Origin of the sequence: Pseudomonas sp. TAE6080 (assembly GCF_018732265.1) — a bacterium.
GTDB lineage: Bacteria > Pseudomonadota > Gammaproteobacteria > Pseudomonadales > Pseudomonadaceae > Aquipseudomonas > Aquipseudomonas brenneri.
On sequence record NZ_JAHIDY010000009.1, the window covers coordinates 1 to 26,171 of the forward strand.

Here is a 26,171-nt window from a genome sequence, read left to right on the forward strand (position 1 = left end):
AAAAGCTAGCAGCGTGAGAACCGAAAAGAATGTCCGAAATTACTGGACCAGTTCAATCCGGCTCCTACAGGGGCCCGCCACCCAAACACCGAGTTCAGGCGATGCGTAGCAACTAGTCCTGCATTCAGGCCAGTTCGTTCAATCACAGTGATGTGTTGTTGCTACCGAACCCTTCATAACAATTTTGATGCCTTTTGCCCCCGAGCACGCATTCCAACTGGGCGCATTGGACTCTTTGCCGCCCATCGCGCCTACATCCGGTGCCTTGATCACTGGTGTGGGTGGAAAAAGCCAGTTAAACAGGAGTTCAAGTGGAGCGAAAATTATGAACATTTCCTCATTCATCTCTCCTCCTGGATAGTACTTTCCATTTTTATACCCCCCTGCGTAAATCGGTGCAGACACAAGAACCAGAACGGCCAGCACCATCGTGAGAAATACCCGTGCCCTTTTCATGCAAACCTCCTCAACTGTATAGCGTTGGTTCCTGATGACCTATGGCGTCTCTCAGGGCAACTCAGCCACCACGGCAATATCGTTTTGTGACGCGTCAGTAGACACACCTGAAACAAAGGTGCCGCTGTAAGAAATGCTGTTCAACATGCTCTGAAACCCACCGTTGATCGGGGGAATGGGTCGGGTGCCATTAGTAGGATCCCAGGTGCAGGCGACGGGGTACTTATTGCTATTAGTGCAATCCATCGCAACCGTGTCATTTTCTGTAAGGCTGAAAGCCTGGGTACTGACACTGCCCGGTAAAAACGGAATCGGCTGCACGCTGAAGCTGGAGGTCGTCTCCTCCCAAAAGAAATCCGTGGTAAAGCCCGAAGGCGCAGTGCCTCGCGCCAGCACATGCCCGGCATTGTTCACCGCAAGCCCGGAGTTCATTGCATTCAACGGCAATGTCAGCAGTAGCGGAGTGCTAGTGGGTGTAGGCCAGAATGCTGTTTTGCTGCTGTTGGTGGCCGTGTGGGGATAAATGCAAGTTCCCACGGCTTGATTCTGATCGTTCATATCCACCGCCATGCAGTAACTTGCACCGCTTGGCACAGGCAAGTCAGTGGTGGTGTAGCCACTCGTACCACGCTGGGCAACCCTTGCCACGTTCCTGCCGTTGACCGGACAGTTCATCAGAACGCTGGGGTAACCGTTGACCAGCGTATTGTTCACCACCGTTGCGTTACACATGTCGCCCCAGCCGGAGATCCGCTCGGGCGTGGCAACACCCGGCCGATACAACACAACAGTAAATTCGCTCTTGCCGCTGACACTCCATCCCAGCACCGCGCCTTGCTGGTTCTGGGCCCTTGCAAAGGTATTGACATCGGCGGGACGCAGCAGGGGAAACAACAGCGATGCCGGAAGTGGCGCTAGTTTGGTCGGTGCTGTCGCCGGTGCGGCGGCACTCCAGGTCACGGCAAAAGTGAAATTGCTCGCATCGAGACAAAGCCCGACCATCACCCCGCTATTGCCAATCGCCCCGACCGAGCAGGGCTGATTGGCCGCAAGCGGCGGCAACACTTGCTGGGGCCCAGCCGTAGAGGCCGCATACCAGGGTGCATCGTTGGCACTGGGGGTGGCCGAGGTGCAGTTTCCCACGGTCTGGCCGCTGTCATTGACCGAGGCAGCGGCACATTGCTTACCCGCCGCATTGCCCAGATCAACAAAGGTTGCCGCACTCACTGTCGCGCCATAGCCCCACAGCAATGTGCCGCCGAAGATCGCGTATTTAAATAAGTTCTGCATACTCAGCCCGTCCCTGGAAATTTCCGCCTTCGAGTCCAGCGCATAAACCACCTGGCATGCGCTGCATCTGAGAAGGAGTAAAAACCTGGACGAGCGATCAAACAACTGTCAAATCTGACAGCTTACGCACAAGCAAAAAGCGCTCTATAAAGAGCAGTTACCCAGCTTGACCCTGCCCAAACCGATAAATCGACAGGCAATACAGCCCCAACGCCGCCACCGCCAGCAAGCCCCCCGCCGCGCCAATCCAGGCAAAGCCGAAGTGCCCGCCAACCCAGCTGCCCAGCAACGCCCCGCCACCAATGCCGATGTTGTAGATCCCGGAGAACATCGCCATCGCCACATCCGTGGCATCCGGCGCCAGCACCAGGACCTTCGATTGCAAGGCCAAGCCAAAGGCCATGATTGCCATGCCCCAGAACACGCTCAACACCACCAGGTACGAGACATCGCCGCTCAATGGCAACAGCAGCCCCAGGCACAGCGCCAGCACCGAGACGGCCACCAGCAGAAAACGGTAGGGATTGAAACGGTGCAGCAAACTGAACAGCAACGAGCCAATGATCCCCGCCCCGCCAAACACCAGCAGCACCAGGGTCACCGCATTGCCTCCCAGGCCAGCGACGCCTTCGACAAAAGGCTCGATGTAGCTGTAGGCAGTGAATTGGGCAGTGACCACCATTGCGGTCAAGATATACAACGCCACCAGCGCCGGGCGCTTGAACAGCATCGGCAGGCTGCGCAACGAGCCGGAGTTCTGGCTCGGCAACAGCGGCAAGGTGCGCGCCAGCCAGAACACCAGGGCGGCGGCAAAGCCGGCGATCACAATGAATGTGGTGCGCCAGCCCATGGCTTCACCCAGCAGGCGACCCAAGGGAATCCCCAGGACCATCGCCAACGAGGTGCCTGTGGCCAACAAGCCCAGCGCCTGCACCTGCTTGCCCGGCGGCGCCAGGCGCACCGCCAGGGAGGCGGTGATCGACCAGAACAGCGCATGGGACAAGGCGATGCCGATACGGCTGACCATCAACAAGCCAAAGCTGGTGGCCACGCTGGAAAGGATATGGCTGGCGATAAACATGCCGAACAACACGATCAGCAGCTTGCGTCGCTCAACGTTGCGGGTCAGCAACATCACCGGCAGCGACGTCAATGACACCACCCACGCATAAATCGTGAGCATCAGGCCGACCTTGGCGATGGGCATGTCGAAGCTCGCGCCGATGGCGCTGAGCAGGCCGACCGGGACAAATTCCGTGGTGTTGAATACAAAGGCGGCCAACGCCAGGGCGATGACCGGTTGCCAGTTGGCTTGGGGGGGAGCCGCGGAGGTAGTCATATAAAGATGTTGTACTCGATCGATGGCCTGTCAGGCCGTTGGCTTGATCGCCCTGCGCAGCGGGGATCGGGTGAGACAGTGGAGGATCTTACACGCATACAAAAGGGTGAAGAATCTACTTTTCTCTCTGCGTGTGCGGGTACCCCGCCGGCAAGCCTCGACGGCGCAACTATTGAGCATTATCAGAAAGCCGAAAAGGAATAACCCGCAAACTCTTCATCGCCTATTTATCTGTAAGACTGTCACTTTTTACAGTAGCCAAGGCATTATCGACACACCACTATTTATATAGGCTACGTCTCTATGTGACGTGCATAGAAACCGACTTATTCATCGGAGGTGTGTCATGCCAGAGATTACAAATGGTGCAAACCACAAAGATAAAATTGCTCCAGACTCTGAAGTCGAGAAACTATTCACGAACATCGGCATCGGCTTTGGGTGCGAGGTCATCTATATAAATAAAAACGACACCAGCTCTACCACAACCCTCACGGGCATTCTCAAGAGCTATGACATGCCGAATAGAAAACTTGTGGTAACCCGGCAAGGTAAAGATGAAGAGCTAGACATGAATTATCTATCTGAAATTAGCGCATTCCAAGACGCCGATATCGCCCCCGCCAGTCGAAAAGCACGAAAAGATAGATTAACAAGACTGCTGCACTACCTGCTTGGCTACGTGCCCCCGAGCGAACCGTACAGAGCTCCCCCCTCCAACAGACCATCCGAAGAGTTCGCAGATATTGACCCGCATGAGATGAGGGACTTCTTCGCCTATGGCATCGAAACAATCATCAATCAACTAGAAGCAAGCGAAGGCCTTAGCCCGTACAGGGCACCAGAAGTCAGCACTGAAACCCTAGAGCGTTTTTCGCGTTGGGCCGACGGTGTGAAATAACGATCATGAGTCGATGTGCGCCTTCATCCCCGCCATGCTTTCCGGGCGGTTGGCATAGCGCTGGGCCAGTACCGCGCAAACCATCAATTGAATCTGATGAAACAGCATCAACGGCAGGATCAACACGCCTATGGTGCTGCCGGCGAACAACACCTGGGCCATCGGCACCCCGGTGGCCAGGCTTTTCTTCGACCCGCAGAACAGGATGGTGATGCGATCTTCCTGATTAAACCCAAACGCTTTGCCCAATAGCGCGGACGCTACCAGCACCAGCGCCAGCAAGATGCAGCACGCCACCACCAGGCCGCCCAATTCCCAGAGGGGGATCTGGTGCCAGATCCCTTCGGTGACCGCTTCGCTGAAAGCGCCGTAGACCACCAGCAGGATCGAGCCCTGATCGACGAATTTCAGCCAATTTTTATTGCGCCCCACCCACTCGCCGATCCAGCGCCGGGCGATCTGCCCGGCAATGAATGGCAGCAGCAGTTGCACGCTGATCTTGAGAATGGCATCCAGGGTAGAGCCACCATCGCCGTGTACGTTGAGCAGCAGAGTCACCAGCAACGGCGTGAGGAAAATCCCGAACAGGCTGGACGCCGCCGCACTGCAGATCGCCGCCGGGATATTGCCCCGCGCCAGCGAAGTAAAGGCAATCGCCGACTGCACCGTGGCCGGCAACGCACACAAATAGAGCATGCCCATGTACAAGTCTTTGCCGATCATCGGCGCCAACAGCGGCTTGAGCGCCAGGCCCAGCAGCGGAAACAGCACGAAAGTCAGGCTGAACACCAGCAGGTGCAAACGCCAGTGCCCGGCCCCGGCGACGATGGCCTGGCGCGACAGTTTGGCGCCATGCAGGAAGAACAACAGCGCGATCGCCAGGTTGGTCACCCAGCCAAAGGCCACAGCGGTCTGGCCGCTGGCTGGCAGCAAGGAAGCAAGGAGCACCGTGGCAATCAAGGTCAGGGTGAAATTGTCGGGTAAAAACCGGGGGCGGGTCATGGGCTGTTCTTCCGGGGGTTGCCAGGGCGTTGTGCCGACTCTAACGTAACGATCTATTACCGACTAACGCCAATGAGCCAGTAAATGCCGCCTAAAGGACATGCAAAGGCCGTTCGCCGCACCATCCCCGGGCTCTCCAGCCTGCCGCGCCCGGTGTATGGCCGCACCGAATCCCTGCCCAACCGCGCCCTGACCCGCCGCCATAGCCATCCGTGGGTGCAGTTGTCCTATGCAATCAGCGGGGTGCTGGAGATCCAGACCAGCGCCGGGCGCTTTATCGCTCCGCCGCAACGGGCGGTGTGGATCCCGGCGGGGATGGCGCACCGCGTGTTCAGTTCGCCCCATACCGAAATGCGCAGCTTGTACCTGGACTGTAGCGTGACGACCTGGGCGGCCGAGCGCTGCCAGGTATTGGCGGTGAGCGACCTGTTGCGCGAACTGATCCGGCGTTTCAGCGAATTGCCGGTGGAATATGCCGAGGATGGCCCGGACGGCCGCCTGGCGCAGGTGCTGCTGGACCAATTGGCCGCCGCACCGCAGGTCGACTTGATGCTGCCGCTGCCTGTGGACAGCCGGTTGCGGCAGATCTATCGCAGCTTGAGCCTGCACCCGGAACAGGCGACCACCTTGGGGCAGTGGAGCCAAAAGCTGGGCATCAGCGAGAAAACCTTGAGCCGGTTGTTCTTGAGCGATACCGGCCTGACATTTCGCGCCTGGCGCCAGCGGTTGCGATTGCTCGGCGCCCTGCCCGACCTGGAACGCGGGGAACGGGTGACGGATGTGGCGCTGGGGTGTGGGTATGAGTCGGTTTCGGCGTTCATCGCAGCGTTCCGGCAGCAGTTTGATGCGACGCCAGGGGAGTTTTTTCGCTGATCTCTGGCCCGCACCACACCTTCAGCGCAACACCGAAGAACTCGCCCTCACCTGCAACTGCGGCGCCAGCATGATCGATTCGACAGCCTCACCCTGGATGCGCTTGAGCAATAGCTCAACCGCATGTCGGCCCATCTCGGCCAACGGCAGGCGCACGCTGGTCAGTGGCACCATCAATTCATTGGCCAGCGGTATGTCGTTGAAACCCACCACGGCAATGTCCTTGCCCGGCATCAAGCCCTTGTCACGTGCGGCCCCCATCAAACCGATGGCCAGGAAGTCATTGACCGCAAAAAACGCCTGGGGCCGTGGGCTCAGGCCCAACAGATACTCGCCCTGGCGGTGCCCGGTCAGGCTGTCGAAAGGACCATTGAGCGTCCACTCCGGGCGTAGCGTGATGCCTTGCTCGCGGTAATAGCGGGTAAACCCGCGTGTGCGATCAGCTCCGGTCGAGGCATGTCGTTCACCCGCCAGAATGGCCACCTCGCGACAGCCCAACTGGTACAAGTGCTCGGCCGCCAGCCAGCCGCCCAGTTCATCGTCACTGCACGCAGCCAGATGCCCGGCAATCTGGCGACTGACCAGCACGTAAGGAATGTGTTTGCGCGTCAGAAGGTCGAGCAGCGGCTGGCTTTCGCCCACATGTGAATCACCGACGATCAGCCCCGCCACCGAGCGGCGCAAGGCGTGTTCGGCACGTGCCATCTGGCGTGTTTGCTGGTCGTCGGTATTGGAGACGAAGGTCAGGTAGCCGGCCTGTTCGGCGGCACTGTCAATGCTGTCATAAATAGTCGCCATCACCAGATCGGTGAGCCTTGGCATGAGCACACAGATTTCCTGGCTTTTGCGCAACTTCAGGCTCGATGCCTGGGTGTTCGGCCGATAGTCCAGCTCTGTGGCCAATGCACGAATACGCGCCACCACGTCGGCCGACGCCGCACGCTCTACCCCCGCCGGGTCGCCATTGAGGACCCGGGACACGGTGGAAACATGCACGCCAAGTGCGGTCGCCATGGACTTCAAGGTGGCTGGGCGAGATGGGCTCGACATGGTTGAGAGGCTTCCAGCAGTCGGTTATTTAGCGCGCAGAGTCTACCCGAACAGGCGTGTCGCAACCGCAGATAAATCTTTGCCCAAACGTTTGACTAAAATTTTCTGCCGCCTTACATTTCGCTAACCCAAACGTTTGGGTAACACAATAAAAATACGCCGGACGCGGCCGACTTTTTGACTTCTGCCATCATTTTGAAGAGTCAGATCCCTATGAATAGCCCCGCTATCCCGTCTTTCCGCTATCAGATTTTCTTCTTGATCATGCTGATGGCCTTGCTCAACTACATTGACCGCGGCGCGATTGCCTATGCGTCGGCGAGCATTCTTCCCGAGTATGGTTTCGACAAAGCCGACTGGGGCAATGTGCTGGGTTACTTCGGTTACGGCTACATTCTTGGGGCACTGGTCGGTGGCATCCTGGCCGACCGCTTTGGTGCCAAGCGCATCTGGCTGATCGCCGGCGCCACGTGGTCGATCTTCGAAATTGCCACGGCCTTTGCCGGCGATTTCGGGCTGGCGTTCCTGGGCGGCTCGGCCATGGCCGGTTTTGCCACGATCCGCGTGATGTTCGGGTTTGCCGAAGGTCCGGCGTACTCGGTGATCAACAAGAGCGTGGCCAACTGGGCCACACCCAAGGAGCGCGGTTTCGTCGTCTCGGTCGGGCTTTTGAGCACCCCATTGGGCGCGCTGCTGACCGCGCCCGTGGCGGTGGGCCTGCAAACCCTGACCGGTAGCTGGCGCAGCATGTTTGTGGTGCTGGGTGTGGTCAGTCTGATGCTGCTGGTCTTTTTCATGACCCGCTTCACCAACACCCCGGATGAAAACCCGCGCGTGTCCAAGGCTGAACTCGACTTCCTGCGCAAAGAGCGCGCCGAAGCCGCCAATGCATCAACGCCCACCACCAGCGTGGCGCCGATCTGGCACTTCTTCAAGAATAAGGACCTGCTGCTCAACGCCGTCGGTTACTTCTCGTTTGTATACGTGACCTTCCTGCTGCTGACCTGGACCCCCAAATACCTGCAGGACGAGTTCCACTACAACCTGTCGTCGCTGTGGTACATGGGCATGATCCCGTGGACCGGCGCCTGCTTCACCGTGCTGTTGGGCGGCAAGATTTCGGACCTGCTGCTGCGCCGCACCGGCAACCTGAAAGTCGCCCGCAGTTGGCTGGCGGCGACCTGTCTGCTGCTGACAACCCTGTGCTTCATCATGGTTTCCCAGGCCCAGACCGTCTGGGGTGTGATTGCCCTGATGACGCTGGCCAACGCGCTCAACGCACTGCCCAACTCCGTCTACTGGGCCGTGGTGATCGACACTGCGCCGTCCAATCGGGTTGGCGCCTACAGCGGCATGACGCATTTCATCGCCAACACCGCTTCGTTCATCGCCCCAATGCTCACTGGCTACCTGACCGTTCGTTACGGCTACTCATCGATGTTCGTGGCCGCTGCCGTGGCCACCGCGCTGGGCATGAGCGCCATGCTGATGGTGCGCCCAGGTGGTCGTCAGCAAGCCCCGTCCTCTATACCCGCCGTTGTTTGATGGAGTTGCTTATATGAGCCTGGTGAAGCCTACCCACGCTGGATACTTTTTTGGCCTGTCGATCGTCACGCTGGCCGAGCGCCTGCGTGCCGGCAGCGTGACCAGTGTCGAGCTGACGCAAGCCGCCCTGGACAGCACCGAACGCTTGAACCCGCTTTTAAATGCGTTCGTCAGCGTCGATGCACCCGTCGCACTGGCCCAGGCGCGCAAGGCCGATGCGCTGTTGGCCCAAGGCCAGGACCTGGGCCCGCTGCACGGCATACCGGTAGCGGTCAAAGACAACATCGACACGGTTGACTACGTCACCACCTACGGCTCAGCGCATTTCGACGGCTTCCAGCCGGACCACGATGCGCTGTGCGTGCAACGCGTACGCGAGGCCGGGGCAGTGATTATCGGCAAGACCTTGACCCACGAGTTCGCCTACGGCCCGACCGGCGACCGCTCGCTGCAAGGGGCTGCACGCAACCCGTGGGATACCCGTTGCATCACTGGCGGCTCCAGCGCCGGCAGTGCCGCAGCGGTGGCCAGCGGCATGGTGCCGCTGGCGCTGGGTACGGACACCGGCGGCTCGATCCGGATTCCATCGGCATTGTGCGGCACGGTCGGCTTCAAGCCCTCGTTTGCCTGCGTACCGGTAGAAGGCGTGTTCCCGCTGTCCTCCAGCCTCGACCACGTAGGCCCCATCGCCAACCACGTTGAAGATGCGCGCCTGCTGTTCGAGGTGTTGGCAGGCCGCGCTTGTGCGCCGGCTGCCAATGCGCAACCACTGCGGGTGGGCTGGATCACCCATGGCAGCTTCGGCCCGGTCGACGCCGAGGTGAATCGACAGGTCTATCAGGCGGCGCAGCAGCTGTTCGGCGACGCGCTGCAGGAGACTGACGAACTGCAAACAATGGCGGCCGGCATGAAGGACACCTTGCAGACACTGCAACGTGCCGAAGCCTTTGAGGTGCATGCCGAGCGCATGCGCGATGCGCCGCACACGTTTGACCCTGAGGTACGCGAGCGCCTTGAGGTGTCGCGCGAAGTCAAAGGCTGGCAATACATTCGCGCACAGGCCAGCCAGGCGCAGTACAAAGCGGCGATGGCACGTTTGTTCGAACGTTATGACTTGCTGGTCTCACCCAGCGTGCCGATTACCGCCACCGAGGTTAATGCGCGCGAAGTCCGGGTGGGTGAACAGACCATTGATGTGCGCGCCGCCGTGCTCAGCCATACCAGTGCCTGGAACCTCATCGGACTGCCCTCGATCAGCCTGCCGGTGGGGCACGTGAGGGGCATGCCGGTGGGATTGCAGGTGATTGGCGCGGCGGGTGAGGACGATCGCTTGTTGCAGGTGATGAGCCAGCTGATTGTGCCGATTACAGGTGGTGACTGAACTACCGCTTTCGCGGGCAAGCCCGCTCCCACAGGGGGGCTCGGTGTGGCGGGGAATTTTGCTTACGCTGCAGAACGAAGGTGGGAGCTGGCTTGCCTGCGATAGCGGTGTATCAGCCTACAGAATGGGTGGCTGAACCACCGCTATCGCGGACAAGCCCGCTCCCATCCATCACTCACGCGACGAAGCCAGAATCGCCTGCAACAGCACATCCGCCCCGGCCGTCGACCAATGCGGGTGGATCTCTTCCGCCTCGTTATGGCTCAAGCCATCCACACAGGGCACAAAGATCATCGCCGTCGGCGCGACCTTGTTCAGGTAGCAGGCATCATGCCCGGCGCCGGAAATCATCCGCCGATGGCTATAACCCAAGGCCTCGGCCGAGGCCCGCACCACTTCCACGCAGTCACTGTCGAAGGCAATCGGCGCGTACTGGAAGATCTGCTTGACGCTGGCCTGCAAGCCAATCCCTTCAGCAATCCGGGCCACCGCCTCATGCAGTTGCTGGTCCTGCACACCCAGCACCGCTTCATCGGGGTGGCGGAACTCGACACTGAAGAACACCCGCCCCGGCACCACATTGCGCGAGTTGGGAAAGATATTAGCCATGCCCACCGTCGCACGCCCTTCGGCGCCTTGGGCCAGGCCGATCTGGTTGACCGCTTCCACCACCCGGGCAAAGCCCAGCAGTGCATCCAGGCGGTGGTCCATGGGCGTGGTGCCGGCATGGGCACTGCGCCCGCTCAGTTCGACTTCATACCAGCGCTGGCCCTGGGCGCCGGTAACGACGCCGATGGTCAGGTCCTGGGCTTCGAGGATCGGGCCCTGTTCGATATGCAGTTCATACGCCGCATGCACCGCCTGGCCACCCACCGGGTGCGGACCGGCGTAGCCGATCTGCTGCAACGCCTGGCCGATGGTCACGCCGGCCTTGTCTTCGCGGGACAAGCCGTATTCCAGGTCAAACACCCCGGCATACACCCCCGAGGAAATCATCGCCGGAGCAAAACGCGAGCCTTCTTCGTTGGTCCAGTTGACCACCTCGATCGGCCGGTCGGTCTCGATGCCCAGGTCGTTCAAGGTGCGCAGCACTTCCAGGCCGGCAAGCACACCGTAGATGCCATCGAACTTGCCGCCCGCTGGCTGCGAGTCGCCATGGGAGCCGGTCAGCACCGGGGCCAGGTGGTCATGGCGGCCAGCGCGGCGGGCGAAGATATTGCCCATGGCGTCCACACGAATGCTACAGCCGGCCGCCGTGCACCAGGCCACAAACAGGTCACGCCCGCGTCGGTCTTCGTCGGTCAGGGCCAGGCGCGACACGCCACCCTTGGGCGTGCCACCGATCTGCGCCATTTCCATCAGCGAGTCCCACAAGCGCTCGCCGTTGACCCGCGCCAGAGCGCTCACGAGCGCGGCTCCTGGGGCTTGGCGTGGTAGCGGAAGTCACAGCTTGGCGCGCCGCCCATGATGGTCTGGGTGCGCGTCAATTCAATATTCGGGTTGTAGCCGACGATAAACAGCTCGTCGCGGTTGCACGACAACAGGTGGCCGATCTCGCCCAGGCCCATTTCGTGGTACATCTCGGCATAGCGGCAGCGCTTGACGTCATAGTCGTAATGCTCAGCGTCACTGGCAATGATCTCGACTTTCAGCGCATCGTCCTTTTCCCACAGCACTTGCAGCTCAACGAAGCTCTTGAGGTCGGCGCCCTGCTCTTCCTGGGCGGCAAAGTGCTTGCCCGCCTGAATCGCGGCGTTGCCCACCGCTTCGCCAATCACCGCTGCGGCAAAGGCCTTGCCCTGCTCGCGCACGAGGATTTCGTAGATCGGCTTGATGATCTCGGCTTCGATGCGCCGGCGGGCCAGGATGCCCAGTTCACCTTCCAGTTTGCTCATGGTGTGCCTCATTCAAATGGCTGCGAAGATCCAATGTGGGAGCTCCCTTAATAAGAAGCTCCTACATTGAAATTCAGCGCGTTACTTTTTACCGCCAGCCACGCTCACCGGTTGCCATTGATTGGCCTTGACCTGGTAAACGGTGAACGACGGGTTCTGCAGATTGCCCTGGGCATCGAATGCGATGGTCCCGGTCACGCCCGGATAGCTGATGGAGCGCAGTACTGGCAGGTACTTCTGCGGATCGGTAGAGTTGGCCTGCTCAATCGCGGCGATCAGCACGCCCACACCGTCATAGGCGAAAGGTGCGTGCAGCTCGATGTTGCTCTTGAAGCGCGCCTTGTAGGCCTCTTCAAATGCTTTGCCGCCTGGCATCTGCGCCACGGCCAAGCCCGGTTCCAGGGCAATCACGCCCTCGCCTTCGTTCTGTGCCAGTTGCAGGAAGGTCTGGCTGACAAACCCGCCAGCACCCATCAAGGGTGCCTTGATCCCCAATTGCTTGATGCGCCGGGCCAGCGGTGCAGCCTGGGAGTCGACACCGCCAAAGAAGATCAGGTCCGGGTTTTGCCCGCGGATGTTGGTCAGCACCGCACTGAAGTCGATGGTCTTGTCGTCCACGTACTCACGCGCAACCACCTTGGCGCCACCGGCCTCGATGGATTTGACGAACTGGTCCGCCAGGCCCTGGCCGAATGCGGTGCGGTCGTCGATCACGGCGATGCGCTGCGCCTTGAGGGTCTTGAGCGCGTAGTCACCGGCTACCTGGCCGCCGTCATCGTCGTGGCCCATGATCCGGAAACTGGTGTCGAAACCTTGCTGGGTATAGGCGTGACCGGTGGCCACCGGTGCGACCTGGGCAATCCCGGCGTCATGGTAAACCCGCGCCGCAGGAATGCTGGTGCCGGTGTTCCAGTGGCCGACCACGCCGACCACGCCTTCGTCCACCAGGCGCTGGGCCACGGTGACGGCGGTGCGTGGATCGGACTGGTCATCCTCGGAAACCAGTTTGTAGGTCACGGCCTCGCCATTGATTTTCGGGTGCTTGGCGTTGGCCTGGTCAATGGCCAGTTGCGCGCCGTTTTCCAGGTCCTTGCCGATCCGCGCCGACGGGCCGGTCAAGGGTCCGGCCAGGCCGATGAGTACCGTCTGGTCGGCCTGGGCCACGCCGCTCAGGGCCAGGCTCAACAACAGTACGCGTTTGAAGGGGGCAGTCTTGTTCATGCTTTTTTCCTGTTTCTCATCAGGCCCTCATGGCCTGTGGGGTGGGCGAAACACGCCGGGCGTCCGGTGGCGTTTGTATTTAGGTTATTCACCGAGGTAAGCACTGCGCACCTCGGGGTGGTCGAGCAATTGGTCGCTGGCACCGCTGAGGCTGATGCGCCCGGTATCCATCACATAGGCGCGGTCAGTCACTTGCAGCGCAAGGCGCGCATTCTGCTCCACCAGCAGCAGGGTCATGCCCTGGCGGCACACATCATCGATCACCTGGAACAGTTTTTCGACCATGATCGGCGCCAGGCCCATGGACGGTTCATCGAGCACCAGCAGCCGTGGCTTGGACAGCAACGCACGGGCCAGGGCGAGCATCTGCTGCTCGCCACCGGAGAGCAGGCCGGCCGACTGCTGCAAGCGTTCTTCCAGGCGCGGAAAGTGTTCGAACAACTGGCGGATTTCCAGGTTGACCTGCTGTGGGTCGCGACGCAGGAACGCGCCGGCCTGGAGGTTTTCCAGCACGCTCATGCGCGCAAAAATGCCACGCCCTTCCGGCACCATGGCGATGCCCAGGGTCAGGCGCTCATGGGGCGCCAGGTTGAGGATCGAGCGACCGGCAAAGCGGATCTGCCCCGCAGCGGCCGGCAGCAACCCGGTCAGGGCCTTGAGGCTGGAGCTTTTGCCCGCGCCATTGGCGCCGATCAACGTGACCCGCTCGCCTTCATCAATATGCAGATCCAGGGACTTGACCGCCTCGATGGCGCCGTAGCGCACCTTCAGGCCGGCAATCTGCAACAACGCTTCAGACATGGGCGCCGGCTCCCAGGTAGGCCTGGATCACTTGCGGGTGGCGGCGCACTTCGGCAGGCGCGCCCACGGCGATCACGCGTCCGTAGTCCAGCACGCTGATGCGGTCACACACGCCCATCACCAGCTTCACGTCGTGTTCGATCAGCAACAGGGTATGACCGTCATCGCGGATTTTTTCCAGCAGGCTGCGCAGTTGCACTTTCTCGCTGGCATTCATCCCCGCAGCCGGTTCGTCAAGGGCCAGCAGGCGCGGCTCGGTGGCCAGGGCGCGGGCAATTTCCAGGCGCCGCTGGTGGCCGTAGGACAGGCTGTCGGCGCGGTAGTTGGCAAACCCGGCCAGGCCGACATAGGCCAGCAGGCGGTGGGCATGGGCGCGGGTCTGTGCTTCTTCCTCGCGCCCGCGCGAATGCCCGCTCAAGGCTGCCCACACGCCGTTATGGGTGCGCACATGGCGCCCGACCATGACGTTTTCCAGGGCGCTCATGGCGTTGAACAGGCGGATATTCTGGAACGTGCGGGCGATGCCGGCGCGGGCCACCTGGTGCACCGCCGTGGGCTGGTACTCCTGGCCGTCGAGTTGAAAGCGCCCGGAGTCCGGGGTGTACAGCCCCGTCATCACATTAAAGAAGGTGGTCTTGCCGGCGCCATTGGGCCCGATCAGGCCGTAGATCTCCCCGGCCTCGATGCTCAAGCTCACGTCATCGAGCGCGGCCACTCCGCCAAACTGTTTATTGACCTTCTCGATCTGCAATAACGGATGGTTCAAGGTGCACCTCCTGTGCGGCTCGGCCAAAGGCCGGCGGGTCGATACAGCATCGCCAGAATCAGCGCCAGGCCGTAGAACAGCTGGCGGATAATTTCCGGGTCCACCAGCACCTGGCCAAACAGCGCCTGCTGCAAGGGGCCCATGCTGGCGCGCAACGCTTCGGGTAGGGCGGCGAGCAACACGCAGCCCAGAATCACCCCGGGGATATGCCCCATGCCACCGAGCACCACCATGGCCAGCACGGCGATGGACTCGTTGAGGGTGAAGGATTCCGGTGAAACAAAGCCCTGGAACGAGGCAAACAGCGCCCCGCTGATACCGCCGAACGCTGCGCCAATGGCAAATGCCAGCAGTTTCAGGCGCAAGGTATTGAGGCCCATGGCCTGGGCCGCCTCTTCGTCCTCGCGGATCGCCATCCACGCGCGGCCGATGCGCGAGCGCTCAAGGCGGATGCAGGCAAACAGGATCAGCACTACCAGTGCCGCGAACAGGTAGTAATAGAGGTAGACCGAGGGCAGGCGCAGGCCGAACAACTCCTGGGTGCGCCCCAGGTTGACGCCCAGCAAGGTCACTGGGTCGACCTGGGCGATGCCTTTGGGCCCGTTGGTGAGATTCACCGGGCGGTCCAGGTTGCGCAGCAGGATGCGGATGATCTCGCCAAAACCCAGGGTGACGATGGCCAGGTAGTCGCCGCGCAGGCGCAGGGTCGGCGCCCCAAGGATCACCCCGAACCCGGCCGCCAGCAGCGCTGCCAGCGGCAGAATCAACCAGATCGAGGTGTGCATGCCCTCCGGCAGCAACGCCAGCAAGGCCGGGAACTGTTGCAACAGATGAGGCGACGAGAGCAAGGCCGCCAGGTAGGCACCCACTGCGTAGAAGGCGATAAAGCCCATGTCCAGCAGGCCGGCATAACCCACCACGATGTTCAGGCCCAGGGCCAACATGATGTACAGCAGGGCAAAGTCCAGGGTGCGCACCCAGGTATTGCCGCCGGCATGCCCGACAATCCACGGGGCCAAAACCAGGGCCAGGGCGAACAGCAACAGGCCCAGGCTGGCGCGTTTGCTCGAAGGGCTCACAGCGGTTGCCAGGCTCATGCGCGGGTCGCCAGTCGTTCGCCCAACAACCCCTGGGGCCGGAACACCAACACCGCGATCAACACGATAAAGGCGAACACGTCCTGATAGTTGCTGCCGAACACGCCGTTGGTGGCGGCACCGAGGTAGCCGGTGCCCAGGGCTTCGATCAGCCCCAGCAACAGGCCGCCGAGCATGGCGCCCTTGAGGTTGCCGATGCCGCCCAGCACCGCCGCGGTAAACGCCTTGATGCCGGGCAGGAAGCCCATATAGAAATGCGCGCTGCCATAGTTGCTGGCCATCATGATGCCCGCCAGCGCGGCCAGGGCGCCACCGATGGCGAAGGTCATGACGATGATGCGGTTGGGGTTGATGCCCATCAGGCTCGCCACTTGCGGGTTCTCGGCCACGGCGCGCATGGCCCGGCCGAAACGCGTGCGCTCCACCAGCAGCAACAGCCCGACCATCAGGCTCAACGCCACGCCAATGGTGGTCAGCGCAGTGGCATTGGTCACGGCGGCATGGGTGGCATCGCCAGCCAGCACTTCGATGGGGGCAAGGGGCAGCAACTGCGGGAACATCTGCGGGTTACGGGTCCAGACCAGCATGGCCACGGTCTGCAACAACAGCGACACGCCGATACCACTGATCAACGGCGCCAGGCGCGGCGCGTTACGCAAGCGCCGATAAGCGACGCGCTCGATCACCACCGCCAGCACCGCGCAGAAGGCCATGGCGATCATTGCCGCGACCAGCAGCAACAGCACCGGCGGCATATCCGGGAAGGCCGCCTGCAGCACACGGATCACCGACAGGCCCACCAGCGCACCGATCATCAACACATCGCCGTGGGCAAAGTTGATGATCCGCAAAATGCCGTAGACCATGGTGTAACCCAAGGCCACTAGCGCGTAGAGACTGCCCGACAGCAAGCCGTTAAGCAGTTGCTGGATAAACGCATCCATGAGAACCATCAACTCCATACACAAAAACGTCGGTGCCAGGGCGCGCCGACTAAAAGCCCGAGCGCGGAACACTAGTTATTTATTCTGTTTTTATCAAATATCTGAAAGGAATATGTTTATACCAAATAAAAAACGCCCTATTTACGGCGTTTATTCCATACAAAAGCCGCTTTATTTATCTTTTTACTTGGTATTTAATTCAACACATGAATAATTTAGAACAATTAGCCAACGATCCACCGTTGCGTGCCGTGCGCACCTTCGAGGCCTTTGCCCGCCATGGCGGGGTGAATGCCGCCGCCCGCGAACTGGGGGTGTCGCCCTCGGCCGTCAGCCATCAGTTGCACTTGCTGGAAAGCTTCCTGCAACAACCGCTGACCCTGCGCCAGGGCCGCAACCTGGGGCTGACCGAAGAAGGCCGCGAGTACTACCGGGCGATTCGCTCGGCCTTCGCGGTACTGCGCAGCGCCACCGAACATGTGCGGGAAAAAAGCGCGACGCGCCAGGTCACCATCAGCCTGATTCCGATGTTCGCGACCAACCTGTTCATCCCGTGCCTGCCACAATTTCTCAGTGCCAACCCGGCGCTGGACATCAACATCACCTACGCCAACCACCGCAGCTACCCCAGCGATGCCGCCGACCTGTCGATCCGCTTCGGCACCGGGCACTGGCCGGGCTATCACAGCGAGCCACTGATCAGCGGCGCAGTCACGCCGTTTTGCAGCCGCCAATTCCTGCAGCGCCACGGCCCTATCGCCACACCGCAGGCGCTCAGCGAACTGCCGCTGCTGCACGACGAAGAACGCGGCACCTGGGGGCAATGGTTCGATGTCGCCGAGGCCAGTCACAGCAACACGCACAATGGTCTGTTATTGGAGGACGGCCAGTTGACCCTGACCGCCACCCTCACCGGCCTGGGCTGCTCGCTGCTGCGTGCGCCGTTGGTGGCGCCCTTGGTGGCCAGCGGTGAGCTGGTGCAATTGTTTGATGTGCCGGTCGATGACGGTCGCCAGTATTACCTGTGCCGCCGGGCCAACAGTGAGCTGTCGAGCGAGGGCAATAACCTGTATGAGTGGATCAAGGGCCACCTGGGCCACACCCCCTGACAGTGAGCGGGCAAGTCTTGGCGACTGCCCACGCTGTCGGCTGGTATGATGCCGCGCTTTGAAAAACCAGCCGTAGACCTGCGAGGAAATGCACCGTGAGTAACGACGCAAAAATGACCGGCGACCTGTTCGAAGTGGACAAGCGCCTGTCGCTCAAGCCCGTGGTGGACTTCAATAGCTACCTGCTGGCCGCCTTTGGTGACGGCCCTTGCACCTGCGTGCGCTGCATTGCCAGCGCAGGTGACGAGAAAGGCTACGAGTATCAGCACACCTTCAACTTCCAGGGCCACACCGCCCACCGCCGCTTTGCGTTGACCGCAGGCAGCGATGTGTTGCAGATGCTGAAAAAAGCCTGGCTGTCATACACCAAGGCCGAGCTGCCTGGCAGTGGTGACTTGGCGCTGGAGACGGTGAAGGAATTTGTCGAGCCGCAGTTGCACAAGCGTTTGCTGCCGCTGTTGCTGGCCAGCGGGTTGGTCAAGGATGTCGAGGGTGGGTTGCAGCTTCAGGCTGTGGCGGCCTGATAGGCAACCGCATCATTACAGCAAATGCATAACCCTGTAGGAGCGAGCTTGCTCGCGAAGGACGTCAACGATAACGCGTGCTTACTGAATGAATGCGGCGCCTGTAAGTTCTTCGCGAGCAAGCTCGCTCCTACAAAAAGGCTTGACTGACTGGCATTAGGGCAAGCCCGCTCCCACAGGGATGGCTCTGCTGCTTGCACCTCAACCAAACCACTCCCGCCGTTCCTCGAACGTGTTGACCACCATCGCCACTATCATCTCCACCTCCTGCGGATGCGCCGCCCCGGCATTGACCGCCATCCATACCTGGCGCTGCATGTCCTGGGCAAACAACCCTGGCAGTGCCATCAAACCCCGGTCAAAGCAACTCATGTAGCGCGGCAATAACCCGATGCAGGCGCTGCAGCGGATCATCTCCAGCATCAGCGGATACGCCTGCACCTGCACCACACCCGCCAATCGCTGCTCCACCACTTGGTTCCACGGCGCCAAGGCCTCGACCAACCCATCGGGCTGCCATTGCACCAACATGTAGTCCGCCAAGTCATCCACACTGTCCGGCCGCGCGGCCAGGCGTGAGTAGCGCTTGGCGATATGTGGCACGTAATCCAGGCAAGCCAGCGCCTGCGGTGGATGGGTCGCAAAACCCGGCCCGGGCTGCGGCGAGTCGACACCCGCCAGCCACAGCACCACGTCGGCCTCCACCGCCTGTAATGCCTGCGGGCTGTCGATGGAGACAATCTCCAGGCGCACACTGGCGTTGCGACGCAGCAGGGAGATCAGGTCGCGCCCGAGGATGTCGTGCAGGATGGTTTCAGCCACCGCCAGGCGAATCAAGGGTTGCTCCTGCACAGGCAAGCGCCGTTCGTTGGCCAGGGTCACCAGGCGCGCCTGCAATTGCAGGCCATCACGGCTCAGGGCCAGGACGTTGCCCTGGTAGCTGAACAGTGAACGGCGCATCTGCTCTTCCAATAGCGCCAGGCGTTTGCGCAGCAGCGTGGCCTTGATGTTCAGGCTGCGCGCCGCCTGCATGAAGCAACCGCAACGGGCGCTGATCAGGAAGTAGCGCGCCACCTCCGGGTCGATGCCGGCGGCCAGGGCCAGCCAGGCTTCCCGGGGTTCGCCGGGCGCGCGGTAGGGCATCATGCCCTGGGGTGCAGCGGGCTCTAGATAGTCCATGGGGAACTCCCTGTCTTAATGGGTCTGTGCATCCATGCGGGCAGCCGTTTTTATTCCAGCACCTTGTTCAATTGCGCACCGTCGATGCTCAAGGTGGCAGTGTTGAGCATGCCTTCCAGGTAAGCCTTGGCGATCTGCTCCTGGCGCTGGGCTCGCAGGGCCTCGGTCAGGCGTGGACGCAGTTCATCGAGGCTGGCAGTGCGCGCCGGTTGTTGCTCGGTCAACTTAAGCACATGGAACCCCGCTGCGCTTTGCACAGCCTGCGATACAGCGCCCGGCTTGAGTTGCGCCACCACGCTACGCACCTCCGGCACCAGTTGCTGCAAGGGTTGCAGCCCCGAATCAGCGCCACGCCCGGCGCTGCCCGGTTCTTGGGAATACTGGCTGGCCAACCCGGCAAACTCCGCCGGTGCGGCCTGGGCCCGACGGCTCAGTTCCTGGGCCTGACGCCGTACGGCCTCGGTACTTTGCGGGTCATCCACCGCGAGGAAGATCTGGCTGACCCGGTACAACGGCGGCGTCATCCACTGCGCCTTGCCGCTGTCATAGGCCTGCTGCAACTCGGCGGCGCTGGGGTAATCGGCCGGTACCTGGCTGACCGACAACAGGTAGTCGCGAAACACAATCTGCTCGGTGGCAGCGCGAGTCTGTTGTTCCACTTGCGGACGCTGGCGCCAGCCCTGGGCATCGGCCTGTTCGAGCACTGCTTTTTGCGCCAGGCGCGAGCGGATCCAGGTTTCCAGGGCGCCACGATTGGCGCGCAATTGCTCGCGCGACTCGGCCGGCAAGGTGGCCAGCAACGCTTGCAGTTCCGACACGGCCACCTGCTGATTGCCCAGGCGCGCCACCGCCGGGCCGTCCGCGGCGATCACCGGGGCTGGCTGCTGGGCCGCGACCGGGTCGCTGCCCGAGCGCAGGCCCAACCCGACCGCCACCACCAACAGGGCCAGCGCACCCACCACCAGGGTTGGTTTTTTCACAGCGCCAGCACCTCTTCGCGGGTCTCAACACCAGGTACAGCCTGGGCCTGCAATTGCGCGGCGGTCTGGCTGTATTCACGCAGGTAAACGATAAACTCCTGCAACAGCCGGTCCCACAATTCCAATTGGCTGCGCAGATACAGAGCACCGACGCCCGCCACCACCACGTCCATTTCCATCAGCAGGAATTCACCCTGCACCGACAACCGGGCAAAGCGTCGCGAGGTGTTCCACGCCTGGGTCAAGCCTTCGGGCAGCTCACCCTGGACCCGCAGCGCGCAGCTGTAGGTGAAGTCCACGTAGGCGCCCTGCTCTGGCGCCGGATTACCGAAACGCACGGCAAAACCGATGCCCTGGCTGGCGCTGAGCAACTGCACGATGCCGTTCTGTTCGCTCTGGTTGACCCGGTAGCCGGCCTCTTGCAGCAACTCGGTGAGGCTCTGGGTGGTCACGCTGCTCATCAATTGGCTCATGTTCGTCTCTTCCTTGGTTGATCAGTGATTGAGCGCCGCCTGGGGCGCATCAAAGCGGCTGTTGTACAAGCCGTCGCCAAACCCCTGGGCCAGTTCCTCGAACTTGACCCGCGCGCCGCTGGCGAACGGTTGGCGGATGCTCATGACCTCGGCCACGTCGATTTTTTCGTAGGCCGCGAGCAACTCCTGGGCCACGCCATACATCTGTTGATTCTTGGCTGAACATTGCTGCACTTGTGTGTCACGTTCGCTTAATTGCGCCTGTAGGCGTGCGCGCTCGGTTTCTTTGCCACGGGCCAGCACCAGCAGTTCCTCGTAGGCTTTCTTGAACTTGCCGGTCTGCTCGGCACTCGCCGCCACTTGCGCCTGGGCCTGGCTGTGCAGGCTCTGCTGCTGGCCGGCCAGTTGCTCGGCGACGCCGCGCGCCTTGTCCAAATCGGCGCTCAATTGTTTGATCTGCACCTGGGCCTGCTTGGCCTGGTTTTCTGCGGCAATCCGTGCGGCAGCGGCCTGGGCCTGCTCGCTTTGCAGCGCCTGCAATTGCGCGGTGGTGCTGCGCAGCTGAGTACGCAGGCGCTCCTCCATGCCTTCGGCCGAGGCGCCAGTGGCGACCAGGGCCAGGACCAGCCCGCAAATTCGCATGTTCATGGGTTTCTCCCGACGCGTCAGAAGCGCGTATTCAGTTCCAGTTGCATCACGTCGACTTCAAACGGCGCGCCATACACTTCGGAAGCGCTCAACCAACGGGCGCTGGCGTAGATGTTCTTGTCGATGCCGTAGTTGCCGCCAATGAAATAGCCCTTGGCGTTGGTGCCACCGAGATGGAACGACGAGTCGTTGAAACCGTCCGGCAAGGCATCTGGCTGGATGTACTTGTAGCCAGCCAACAGGTTCCAGTCACCGGCCTTTTTCATCTCCAGCGCGCTGCCGAGGGTGAACTGCACCATCAGCGCATTGCCGCCACTTTCAAACTGGCCCTTGCTGTTGATGTTGTTGACGATCTCGCCTTCGCTGCGCTTGAGCATTTCGCCCTTGTCGTAGGCCAGGTTGTGAATGAAGTTGGCCTGGCTGCGCAGCTTGAAGTCCTGCGGCAGCTCGCTGTCCCACACCAGGTTCAGGTCCAGGACATCGAACTTGGAGGCCAGGCCCACGTACTGTGGCTGCGGGGTCAGGCCCGGAGTCGCCGGGTTGGCGTTGATATTGCGCAGCAGGAACACGCTGTTGCCCTTTTGCATAAAGGCCACGCGCGAACCGTCGGTGTCGCAGCCCGGCGCACCGGCCCACGGCGAGCAAGGGCTGGAGCGCTGGCCTTCGATGTCGTCGAAGCGGTAGTAGGCCAACGCGCCCTTGAGGCTGTTGCTGCGGTTGATCTTCCAGTTGGCGCCGATCTGCCCGCCGAACAGCCATTTGGTGTCGCTGTCTTCTTTGTCGAAACCGTTGCTGCTGGCCGTGTCGGAGGTGTACTCCACCGGGAACGCGCCGATCGTGCCGAACAGGCCCCACTCGTTGTTGAGGCTGTGGTTGAAGATCGCCGCCACACCGTCGAAGTTGAGGTCGTTGGAGTACATCATGTCGGTGGAATAGAACGGGTTGGCGATCCGCCCACCGGTCAGGGTCAGGTCCTGGGTGGCCTTCCAGGTCAGGTAGCCCTGGTCGAGCCAGATGTCTTTCTTGCCAAAGCCACCGCCCAGGGTCTGGGTGGTGGACACCGGGTTGTTGTCGGAGCCGGTGCCGATGCGGATACCGGCAGTCCACTCGGGCGAAATGATTGCCTTCATGCCCAGGCGCGCGCGCAGGCGGAACAGGTTCTCGCGGTCCTCGCGGGTGTTGAGCAACGGCGGCAGGCGGGTATTGGTGTCTTTATTGACGTCGTAGGGGCCGTTCTCGTTGAGCTTGGCGTAGTCGACGATTTCGTTGCTGTTATTGCCCGAGAAAAACCGCGATTCATCGCGCAGGCGAATGTCACCGTCAAAGCTGATGCGCGATACCCAATCCGGAAAGGTGTTGGGCTGCGCCCAATTCTCTTGCTTGGCGGTGGCCATGACTTCGGCCTTGACCTGGTCGCGGATCTGATCACGCACGGCGGCTGGCACATACTGCACCCGCACATCCCCTGGCGCCGCCGCAGGCCCGGCAGCCACTGCCGTCTGGCGCGCCTGCACCGCCTCTTTCTCGGCCTGGGCGATCAGCCCATCGGCCTGTTCCTGCTTGAGCACGCCTTGCTGCACCAGCAGGCGGATCAGGTTGATCGTGGCGTTTTCCGAGGGCGCGACCGGGGCGGCCGTTGCCTGGCCAACCAGGGTCGCGATGACCATGCCGACCGCCAGGGTCAATCGATTCACGTGGGAAATCATCTGCACACAACTCCTGTAGAAAACTGCAAAAAAGGTTCACTCACTCCGGGCGTCGGCCCTTGAGGGACAGGCGCACCGGCAAGGTCAGGGAGGCCGGTGTGCGTTCTTTCAAACGAGGCGTGGCCCGCAGCGCCGCCAGCACCTGGGCATCGGTGTCGGCATCGCCGCTGGACTGGGCCAGCTCCACCCGCGTCACCTCGCCATCGCCGCTCAACCACAAGTCGGCCTGCACCGCATAGGCCTTCTTGCGCAACTGCGGGTCTTCACGCAGCAGGCGCTGGAACACCCCGGCCAGGTACTGCTTGAACGTACCCGTGCCCAGGCCGCCCGCGCCCGACCCAGCCATGCCGCCACCCTTGCCGGCACCGACGTTGAAACCGTCGTTACCGGCCTGGGCATCGCCGTCGATCTGCATCGGGTTGGCCAAGTCGTCGGCGGGGCTGGGCGGTGCCTGCTCTTCGGGCTTGACCTCCTCCGGCGCGGGGGTTGGCTCGGGTTCGGGGATTGTTTCCTCGACCTGGGGCTCGGGCTCCTTGGGCGGTTCCGGCGGCGGTGGCGGTGGTGGCGGCAACGGGATAATCATCGGCACCTTCGGCGCTTCGCGGCGCACGCCACTCATGTCATTGGCCCACTGCCACAAAAACCACGCGGCCACGGCGCCCACCAGCAGGCCCGCGCCCCACTTCAGCAGGCGCAGCGGCGACTTTTTCACGGGCGTGGGCGGGATTGGCACGTGTGCGGTCATGACGGTTTTCCGGTGACCAGGCCAACCTGGGACAGCTCCAGGCGGCGCAACAGATCGAGCACCTCAATGACCTTCTGGTACTGCACCGTGGCGTCGCCGCGCACAATCACCGGGAACTCGGGGTTCAGGGCCTTCTCGATGCGCAGGCGCTCTTCCAGTTCACCCAGGGTCACCGGGTAAGCGTCGAGGAACACCTGGCCGCCGTCGTTGACCGAGATCGCCTTGGTCTTGGCCTCGGACAACGACACCGAGGCACTGGCCTTGGGCAAGTGGATCTGGATCCCTGAGACCTGGGCCGTGGCCGTGAGGATAAACATCACCAGCACCACCATCAGCACGTCCACCAGGGGCGTGATGTTGATGCTGTCGACGGCGGCGTCTTCTTCATCATCGTGGGAGGCATTCACAGAAGCCATGCGGGTTCTCCTCAGGCCGGTACGTGGGCGGGCTGGACGCGACGATGCGCGGCCTCGCTGGACTGGCTCTCGCCGTGCATCTCCGCCAGGCGAGTGATGAACTCATCGACGAATACGCGCATGTCGGCGCTGACTTCCTTGTTGCGCGTGATCAGGCGGTTGTAGCCAAACAGCGCAGGGATCGCGACGAACAGGCCCATGGCCGTGGCCAGCAAGGCGGCGGCCATGCCCGGGGCGATCGCATTGATGTTGACGTCACCGGCCATGGCCGTGCCGAGGAACACCACCATGATCCCCAGGACCGTGCCGAGCAGGCCGATGTACGGGCCGCCGGCGATAGCGTTGGACAAGGTCGAGAGCTTGGCGCTGAGTTGCTGGTTTTCCCGGGTGCGCACACCGTCCATGGAGCAGCGGATGGCTTCGATGGTGGCCGCCGACACCGAGCTGGTGTCGGCGCCCTGGGCGCGGCGGGTGCGGATTTCCTGGACTGCGACGCGGTACAGGCGCCAGAGCGACGAGTGGGTCAGGCGCTCGGCCAGGAGCTGGTCGTCGTAGTACATTTCCAGGCGGGTGCCGATCTGCGCGAACTGCTCGCGGAAAACCTCATTGGCACTGCTGACGCGACTGACCATGCGGTTCTTGCGGATCATGATGACCCACGACTGGAACATCATCGCCACCAGCACCAGGATGATCACCCAGGCATCGATCGGCACGGCCTTGAGCAAAAAGCCCAGGCTGCCAAAACCGAAGCCGGACTGTTCTTCGTCCACGCCATAGGCCAGCAGTTTCGACTCGGAACCCTGGGCACTGGCATCGGCCAGCAACACCCCCGCCGCACGCGCCACCTTGGACAGGCGCAGTTCATCCATCGCCCCGGTAAATGGCAGCAAGCCGCTGGTGGATTGCGGCAGGTCGGCGCCGATGGCCAGTTGTGAGTTGAACGCCGGCATCGCCTGCGCCAGGCTCGCGGTTTCACGGCCGTTGACGTACAGCGTCACGCTATTGCCAGCGGCGGTGAACGCCAGGTGTTGCCATTGGCCGGGGTTCAGCGGCTGGGTCGACACCGCGCGCTGGCCGTCGATCTCGATAAACGGCGTGCCCTGGTTCAAACCCAGCAGCAGGTTGGCGGTGCCTTCACGTCGGGCCAGCACCACTTGTTCACCGCCAGCCTGGTCCAGGCGCAGCCAGGCGCTGAAGGTAAAGGCACCGTTGGCGGTGTGCTGCAATGATGGGCTGGCCGGCAACAGCAAGGGCTGGCCGCTGAACTGCAAGGCCCGCCCGATCACGCCGTCGATGCTCGCACCGGTGGCGTTCAGTGCGGTGTTGCCATAAGCCGTGGTGTCACGGGCCGGGGTGCCGTTGGCGCCATCGAAATGGTAAAGCGCGGTGTAGCTCGGATCGAACGTCAGTTGGCCGTTGCCGGTCGCCGGGGCTTTCTCGTTGCCGTAGTACATCCACAGGTCCTGGCGCTGGCCGCCTTCGACCTTGGGCATGTCGACCCAGATCAGCGCCATGCCCATCAGCGGGTCAAAGCTTTCGATCTGGTGGTTGAACACGGTCTTGTCGTCGGCGCTGACAAAGCGCAGGTCGGCGCCGTCTTCCTTGACCCCGTCGAAGGTGAAGTTGCCGGTGTGCAGGCGTACCAGCAAAGCAGTGCGGCCCAGCGCCTGATTGATCGCGGCGCCTTGGGGGGTGGTGTCCACCGAAATCTGCTTGCGGTAATGCCAGTCGTCCTGCCACCAGGCATGGGCGGTGGCCGGGAGCGCGAAGCCCAGGCAGATCAACAGGCTCAGAAATAGGCGTTGCATGTGAAGGGTTCTCCGGGAA

Annotated in this window: 26 protein-coding genes; 6 read left to right on the forward strand and 20 right to left on the reverse strand. The window is 61.9% G+C overall.

Features of this window, described 5'->3' with window-relative positions:
- Positions 1-138: 138 nt before the first annotated feature.
- The 3 genes from KL786_RS08865 to KL786_RS08875 all read right to left on the reverse strand — a co-directional run bounded on the left by KL786_RS08865 (position 139) and on the right by KL786_RS08875 (position 3,085).
- Positions 139-456 (reverse strand): hypothetical protein, encoded by a 318-nt coding sequence (locus KL786_RS08865; RefSeq protein WP_215517351.1) that lies wholly within the window; start codon positions 454-456, stop codon positions 139-141.
- A gap of 51 nt (positions 457-507) precedes the next feature.
- On the reverse strand, positions 508-1,746 hold the full coding sequence (locus KL786_RS08870) for a hypothetical protein (protein WP_215517352.1): 1,239 nt from the start codon (positions 1,744-1,746) through the stop codon (positions 508-510).
- Positions 1,747-1,903: 157 nt separating this feature from the next.
- Entirely contained in the window at positions 1,904-3,085 is a 1,182-nt protein-coding gene (locus KL786_RS08875) for a sugar transporter (RefSeq protein ID WP_215517353.1), read from the reverse strand.
- Between the two features lie 346 nt (positions 3,086-3,431).
- Here KL786_RS08875 and KL786_RS08880 point away from each other — a divergent pair, with 346 nt between their 5' ends.
- Positions 3,432-3,986 (forward strand): hypothetical protein, encoded by a 555-nt coding sequence (locus tag KL786_RS08880; RefSeq protein WP_215517354.1) that lies wholly within the window; start codon positions 3,432-3,434, stop codon positions 3,984-3,986.
- 3 nt (positions 3,987-3,989) lie between these two features.
- Here the strand turns inward: KL786_RS08880 and KL786_RS08885 are convergent, their stop codons facing one another.
- Positions 3,990-4,988: a bile acid:sodium symporter family protein gene (locus tag KL786_RS08885; protein WP_215517355.1), complete on the reverse strand. Its 999-nt coding sequence runs from the start codon at positions 4,986-4,988 to the stop codon at positions 3,990-3,992.
- A gap of 84 nt (positions 4,989-5,072) precedes the next feature.
- Between KL786_RS08885 and KL786_RS08890 the strand changes: the two genes are divergently transcribed.
- On the forward strand, positions 5,073-5,861 hold the full coding sequence (locus KL786_RS08890; RefSeq protein WP_032860992.1) for an AraC family transcriptional regulator: 789 nt from the start codon (positions 5,073-5,075) through the stop codon (positions 5,859-5,861).
- Between the two features lie 21 nt (positions 5,862-5,882).
- On the opposite strand, the gene KL786_RS08895 is transcribed toward KL786_RS08890, so the two are convergent.
- Positions 5,883-6,911, reverse strand: coding sequence for a LacI family DNA-binding transcriptional regulator (locus tag KL786_RS08895; protein WP_215517356.1), 1,029 nt, complete (start codon positions 6,909-6,911; stop codon positions 5,883-5,885).
- A gap of 213 nt (positions 6,912-7,124) precedes the next feature.
- On the opposite strand from KL786_RS08895, the gene KL786_RS08900 reads away from it, so the two are divergent.
- Together KL786_RS08900 and KL786_RS08905 are read left to right on the forward strand one after the other, a co-directional pair.
- On the forward strand, positions 7,125-8,456 hold the full coding sequence (locus KL786_RS08900) for an MFS transporter (protein WP_215517357.1): 1,332 nt from the start codon (positions 7,125-7,127) through the stop codon (positions 8,454-8,456).
- A 13-nt stretch (positions 8,457-8,469) separates the two neighbouring features.
- Complete coding sequence (locus tag KL786_RS08905) at positions 8,470-9,837, forward strand: amidase (RefSeq protein WP_215517358.1); 1,368 nt, start codon at positions 8,470-8,472, stop codon at positions 9,835-9,837.
- A gap of 171 nt (positions 9,838-10,008) precedes the next feature.
- Here the strand turns inward: KL786_RS08905 and KL786_RS08910 are convergent, their stop codons facing one another.
- The 7 genes from KL786_RS08910 to KL786_RS08940 all read right to left on the reverse strand — a co-directional run bounded on the left by KL786_RS08910 (position 10,009) and on the right by KL786_RS08940 (position 16,561).
- On the reverse strand, positions 10,009-11,244 hold the full coding sequence (locus tag KL786_RS08910) for a Zn-dependent hydrolase (RefSeq protein WP_215517359.1): 1,236 nt from the start codon (positions 11,242-11,244) through the stop codon (positions 10,009-10,011).
- Positions 11,241-11,732: an L-2-amino-thiazoline-4-carboxylic acid hydrolase gene (locus tag KL786_RS08915; protein ID WP_029292963.1), complete on the reverse strand. Its 492-nt coding sequence runs from the start codon at positions 11,730-11,732 to the stop codon at positions 11,241-11,243. The genes KL786_RS08910 and KL786_RS08915 overlap by 4 nt, the downstream gene beginning before the upstream one ends.
- A gap of 81 nt (positions 11,733-11,813) precedes the next feature.
- Positions 11,814-12,953 carry a branched-chain amino acid ABC transporter substrate-binding protein gene (locus KL786_RS08920; protein WP_215517360.1) on the reverse strand — a complete coding sequence of 380 codons (1,140 nt, stop codon included), beginning with the start codon at positions 12,951-12,953 and terminating at the stop codon, positions 11,814-11,816.
- An 84-nt stretch (positions 12,954-13,037) separates the two neighbouring features.
- Positions 13,038-13,754: an ABC transporter ATP-binding protein gene (locus KL786_RS08925; protein ID WP_029292968.1), complete on the reverse strand. Its 717-nt coding sequence runs from the start codon at positions 13,752-13,754 to the stop codon at positions 13,038-13,040.
- Complete coding sequence (locus KL786_RS08930) at positions 13,747-14,520, reverse strand: ABC transporter ATP-binding protein (protein WP_032861001.1); 774 nt, start codon at positions 14,518-14,520, stop codon at positions 13,747-13,749. The genes KL786_RS08925 and KL786_RS08930 overlap by 8 nt, the downstream gene beginning before the upstream one ends.
- Positions 14,517-15,617: an ABC transporter permease subunit gene (locus tag KL786_RS08935; protein WP_032861002.1), complete on the reverse strand. Its 1,101-nt coding sequence runs from the start codon at positions 15,615-15,617 to the stop codon at positions 14,517-14,519. Before KL786_RS08935 ends, KL786_RS08930 begins: the two co-directional genes overlap by 4 nt.
- Positions 15,614-16,561, reverse strand: a complete 948-nt coding sequence (locus KL786_RS08940; RefSeq protein WP_215517449.1) for a branched-chain amino acid ABC transporter permease — start codon at positions 16,559-16,561, stop codon at positions 15,614-15,616. The genes KL786_RS08935 and KL786_RS08940 overlap by 4 nt, the downstream gene beginning before the upstream one ends.
- 206 nt (positions 16,562-16,767) lie before the next feature.
- Between KL786_RS08940 and KL786_RS08945 the strand changes: the two genes are divergently transcribed.
- Together KL786_RS08945 and KL786_RS08950 are read left to right on the forward strand one after the other, a co-directional pair.
- Positions 16,768-17,670, forward strand: coding sequence for a LysR substrate-binding domain-containing protein (locus KL786_RS08945; protein WP_215517361.1), 903 nt, complete (start codon positions 16,768-16,770; stop codon positions 17,668-17,670).
- 95 nt (positions 17,671-17,765) lie between these two features.
- The gene (locus KL786_RS08950; RefSeq protein ID WP_215517362.1) at positions 17,766-18,194 is read left to right on the forward strand and encodes a hypothetical protein; all 429 of its coding nucleotides are present in this window, start codon (positions 17,766-17,768) and stop codon (positions 18,192-18,194) included.
- Positions 18,195-18,395: 201 nt separating this feature from the next.
- Here KL786_RS08950 and KL786_RS08955 read toward each other — a convergent pair whose 3' ends face one another.
- Genes KL786_RS08955 through KL786_RS08990 form a run of 8 tightly spaced genes read right to left on the reverse strand, consistent with a single transcriptional unit; the run spans position 18,396 to position 26,152 of the window.
- Positions 18,396-19,373 carry a LysR substrate-binding domain-containing protein gene (locus tag KL786_RS08955; protein WP_215517363.1) on the reverse strand — a complete coding sequence of 326 codons (978 nt, stop codon included), beginning with the start codon at positions 19,371-19,373 and terminating at the stop codon, positions 18,396-18,398.
- A 50-nt stretch (positions 19,374-19,423) separates the two neighbouring features.
- Positions 19,424-20,353, reverse strand: a complete 930-nt coding sequence (locus tag KL786_RS08960) for a peptidylprolyl isomerase (protein ID WP_215517364.1) — start codon at positions 20,351-20,353, stop codon at positions 19,424-19,426.
- A complete protein-coding gene (locus KL786_RS08965) occupies positions 20,350-20,826 on the reverse strand; it encodes a YbjN domain-containing protein (RefSeq protein WP_215517365.1) in 477 nt (158 codons plus the stop codon). Before KL786_RS08965 ends, KL786_RS08960 begins: the two co-directional genes overlap by 4 nt.
- A gap of 21 nt (positions 20,827-20,847) precedes the next feature.
- Complete coding sequence (locus KL786_RS08970) at positions 20,848-21,474, reverse strand: DNA repair protein (protein WP_215517366.1); 627 nt, start codon at positions 21,472-21,474, stop codon at positions 20,848-20,850.
- 17 nt (positions 21,475-21,491) lie between these two features.
- Positions 21,492-23,180: a putative porin gene (locus KL786_RS08975; RefSeq protein ID WP_032861015.1), complete on the reverse strand. Its 1,689-nt coding sequence runs from the start codon at positions 23,178-23,180 to the stop codon at positions 21,492-21,494.
- Between the two features lie 40 nt (positions 23,181-23,220).
- The gene (locus tag KL786_RS08980) at positions 23,221-23,925 is read right to left on the reverse strand and encodes an energy transducer TonB family protein (protein ID WP_215517367.1); all 705 of its coding nucleotides are present in this window, start codon (positions 23,923-23,925) and stop codon (positions 23,221-23,223) included.
- Entirely contained in the window at positions 23,922-24,341 is a 420-nt protein-coding gene (locus tag KL786_RS08985; RefSeq protein ID WP_065942435.1) for an ExbD/TolR family protein, read from the reverse strand. The genes KL786_RS08980 and KL786_RS08985 overlap by 4 nt, the downstream gene beginning before the upstream one ends.
- Before the next feature lie 11 nt (positions 24,342-24,352).
- Complete coding sequence (locus KL786_RS08990) at positions 24,353-26,152, reverse strand: DUF2341 domain-containing protein (protein ID WP_215517368.1); 1,800 nt, start codon at positions 26,150-26,152, stop codon at positions 24,353-24,355.
- Positions 26,153-26,171: the final 19 nt, after the last annotated feature.

What these genes read in the sequence shown, in the direction of transcription:
- KL786_RS08905 (WP_215517358.1), top strand. Translation starts at nt 8,470, where the DNA reads ATGAGCCTGGTGAAGCCTACCCACGCTGGATACTTTTTTGGCCTGTCG.
- KL786_RS08875 (WP_215517353.1), bottom strand. Translation starts at nt 3,085, where the DNA reads ATGACTACCTCCGCGGCTCCCCCCCAAGCCAACTGGCAACCGGTCATC.
- KL786_RS08965 (WP_215517365.1), bottom strand. Translation starts at nt 20,826, where the DNA reads ATGAGCCAATTGATGAGCAGCGTGACCACCCAGAGCCTCACCGAGTTG.
- KL786_RS08955 (WP_215517363.1), bottom strand. Translation starts at nt 19,373, where the DNA reads ATGGACTATCTAGAGCCCGCTGCACCCCAGGGCATGATGCCCTACCGC.
- KL786_RS08870 (WP_215517352.1), bottom strand. Translation starts at nt 1,746, where the DNA reads ATGCAGAACTTATTTAAATACGCGATCTTCGGCGGCACATTGCTGTGG.
- KL786_RS08985 (WP_065942435.1), bottom strand. Translation starts at nt 24,341, where the DNA reads ATGGCTTCTGTGAATGCCTCCCACGATGATGAAGAAGACGCCGCCGTC.
- KL786_RS08980 (WP_215517367.1), bottom strand. Translation starts at nt 23,925, where the DNA reads ATGACCGCACACGTGCCAATCCCGCCCACGCCCGTGAAAAAGTCGCCG.
- KL786_RS08940 (WP_215517449.1), bottom strand. Translation starts at nt 16,561, where the DNA reads ATGGATGCGTTTATCCAGCAACTGCTTAACGGCTTGCTGTCGGGCAGT.
- KL786_RS08990 (WP_215517368.1), bottom strand. Translation starts at nt 26,152, where the DNA reads ATGCAACGCCTATTTCTGAGCCTGTTGATCTGCCTGGGCTTCGCGCTC.
- KL786_RS08900 (WP_215517357.1), top strand. Translation starts at nt 7,125, where the DNA reads ATGAATAGCCCCGCTATCCCGTCTTTCCGCTATCAGATTTTCTTCTTG.
- KL786_RS08865 (WP_215517351.1), bottom strand. Translation starts at nt 456, where the DNA reads ATGAAAAGGGCACGGGTATTTCTCACGATGGTGCTGGCCGTTCTGGTT.
- KL786_RS08890 (WP_032860992.1), top strand. Translation starts at nt 5,073, where the DNA reads ATGCCGCCTAAAGGACATGCAAAGGCCGTTCGCCGCACCATCCCCGGG.
- KL786_RS08880 (WP_215517354.1), top strand. Translation starts at nt 3,432, where the DNA reads ATGCCAGAGATTACAAATGGTGCAAACCACAAAGATAAAATTGCTCCA.
- KL786_RS08945 (WP_215517361.1), top strand. Translation starts at nt 16,768, where the DNA reads ATGAATAATTTAGAACAATTAGCCAACGATCCACCGTTGCGTGCCGTG.
- KL786_RS08920 (WP_215517360.1), bottom strand. Translation starts at nt 12,953, where the DNA reads ATGAACAAGACTGCCCCCTTCAAACGCGTACTGTTGTTGAGCCTGGCC.
- KL786_RS08935 (WP_032861002.1), bottom strand. Translation starts at nt 15,617, where the DNA reads ATGAGCCTGGCAACCGCTGTGAGCCCTTCGAGCAAACGCGCCAGCCTG.
- KL786_RS08975 (WP_032861015.1), bottom strand. Translation starts at nt 23,180, where the DNA reads ATGATTTCCCACGTGAATCGATTGACCCTGGCGGTCGGCATGGTCATC.
- KL786_RS08970 (WP_215517366.1), bottom strand. Translation starts at nt 21,474, where the DNA reads ATGAACATGCGAATTTGCGGGCTGGTCCTGGCCCTGGTCGCCACTGGC.
- KL786_RS08915 (WP_029292963.1), bottom strand. Translation starts at nt 11,732, where the DNA reads ATGAGCAAACTGGAAGGTGAACTGGGCATCCTGGCCCGCCGGCGCATC.
- KL786_RS08895 (WP_215517356.1), bottom strand. Translation starts at nt 6,911, where the DNA reads ATGTCGAGCCCATCTCGCCCAGCCACCTTGAAGTCCATGGCGACCGCA.
- KL786_RS08925 (WP_029292968.1), bottom strand. Translation starts at nt 13,754, where the DNA reads ATGTCTGAAGCGTTGTTGCAGATTGCCGGCCTGAAGGTGCGCTACGGC.
- KL786_RS08885 (WP_215517355.1), bottom strand. Translation starts at nt 4,988, where the DNA reads ATGACCCGCCCCCGGTTTTTACCCGACAATTTCACCCTGACCTTGATT.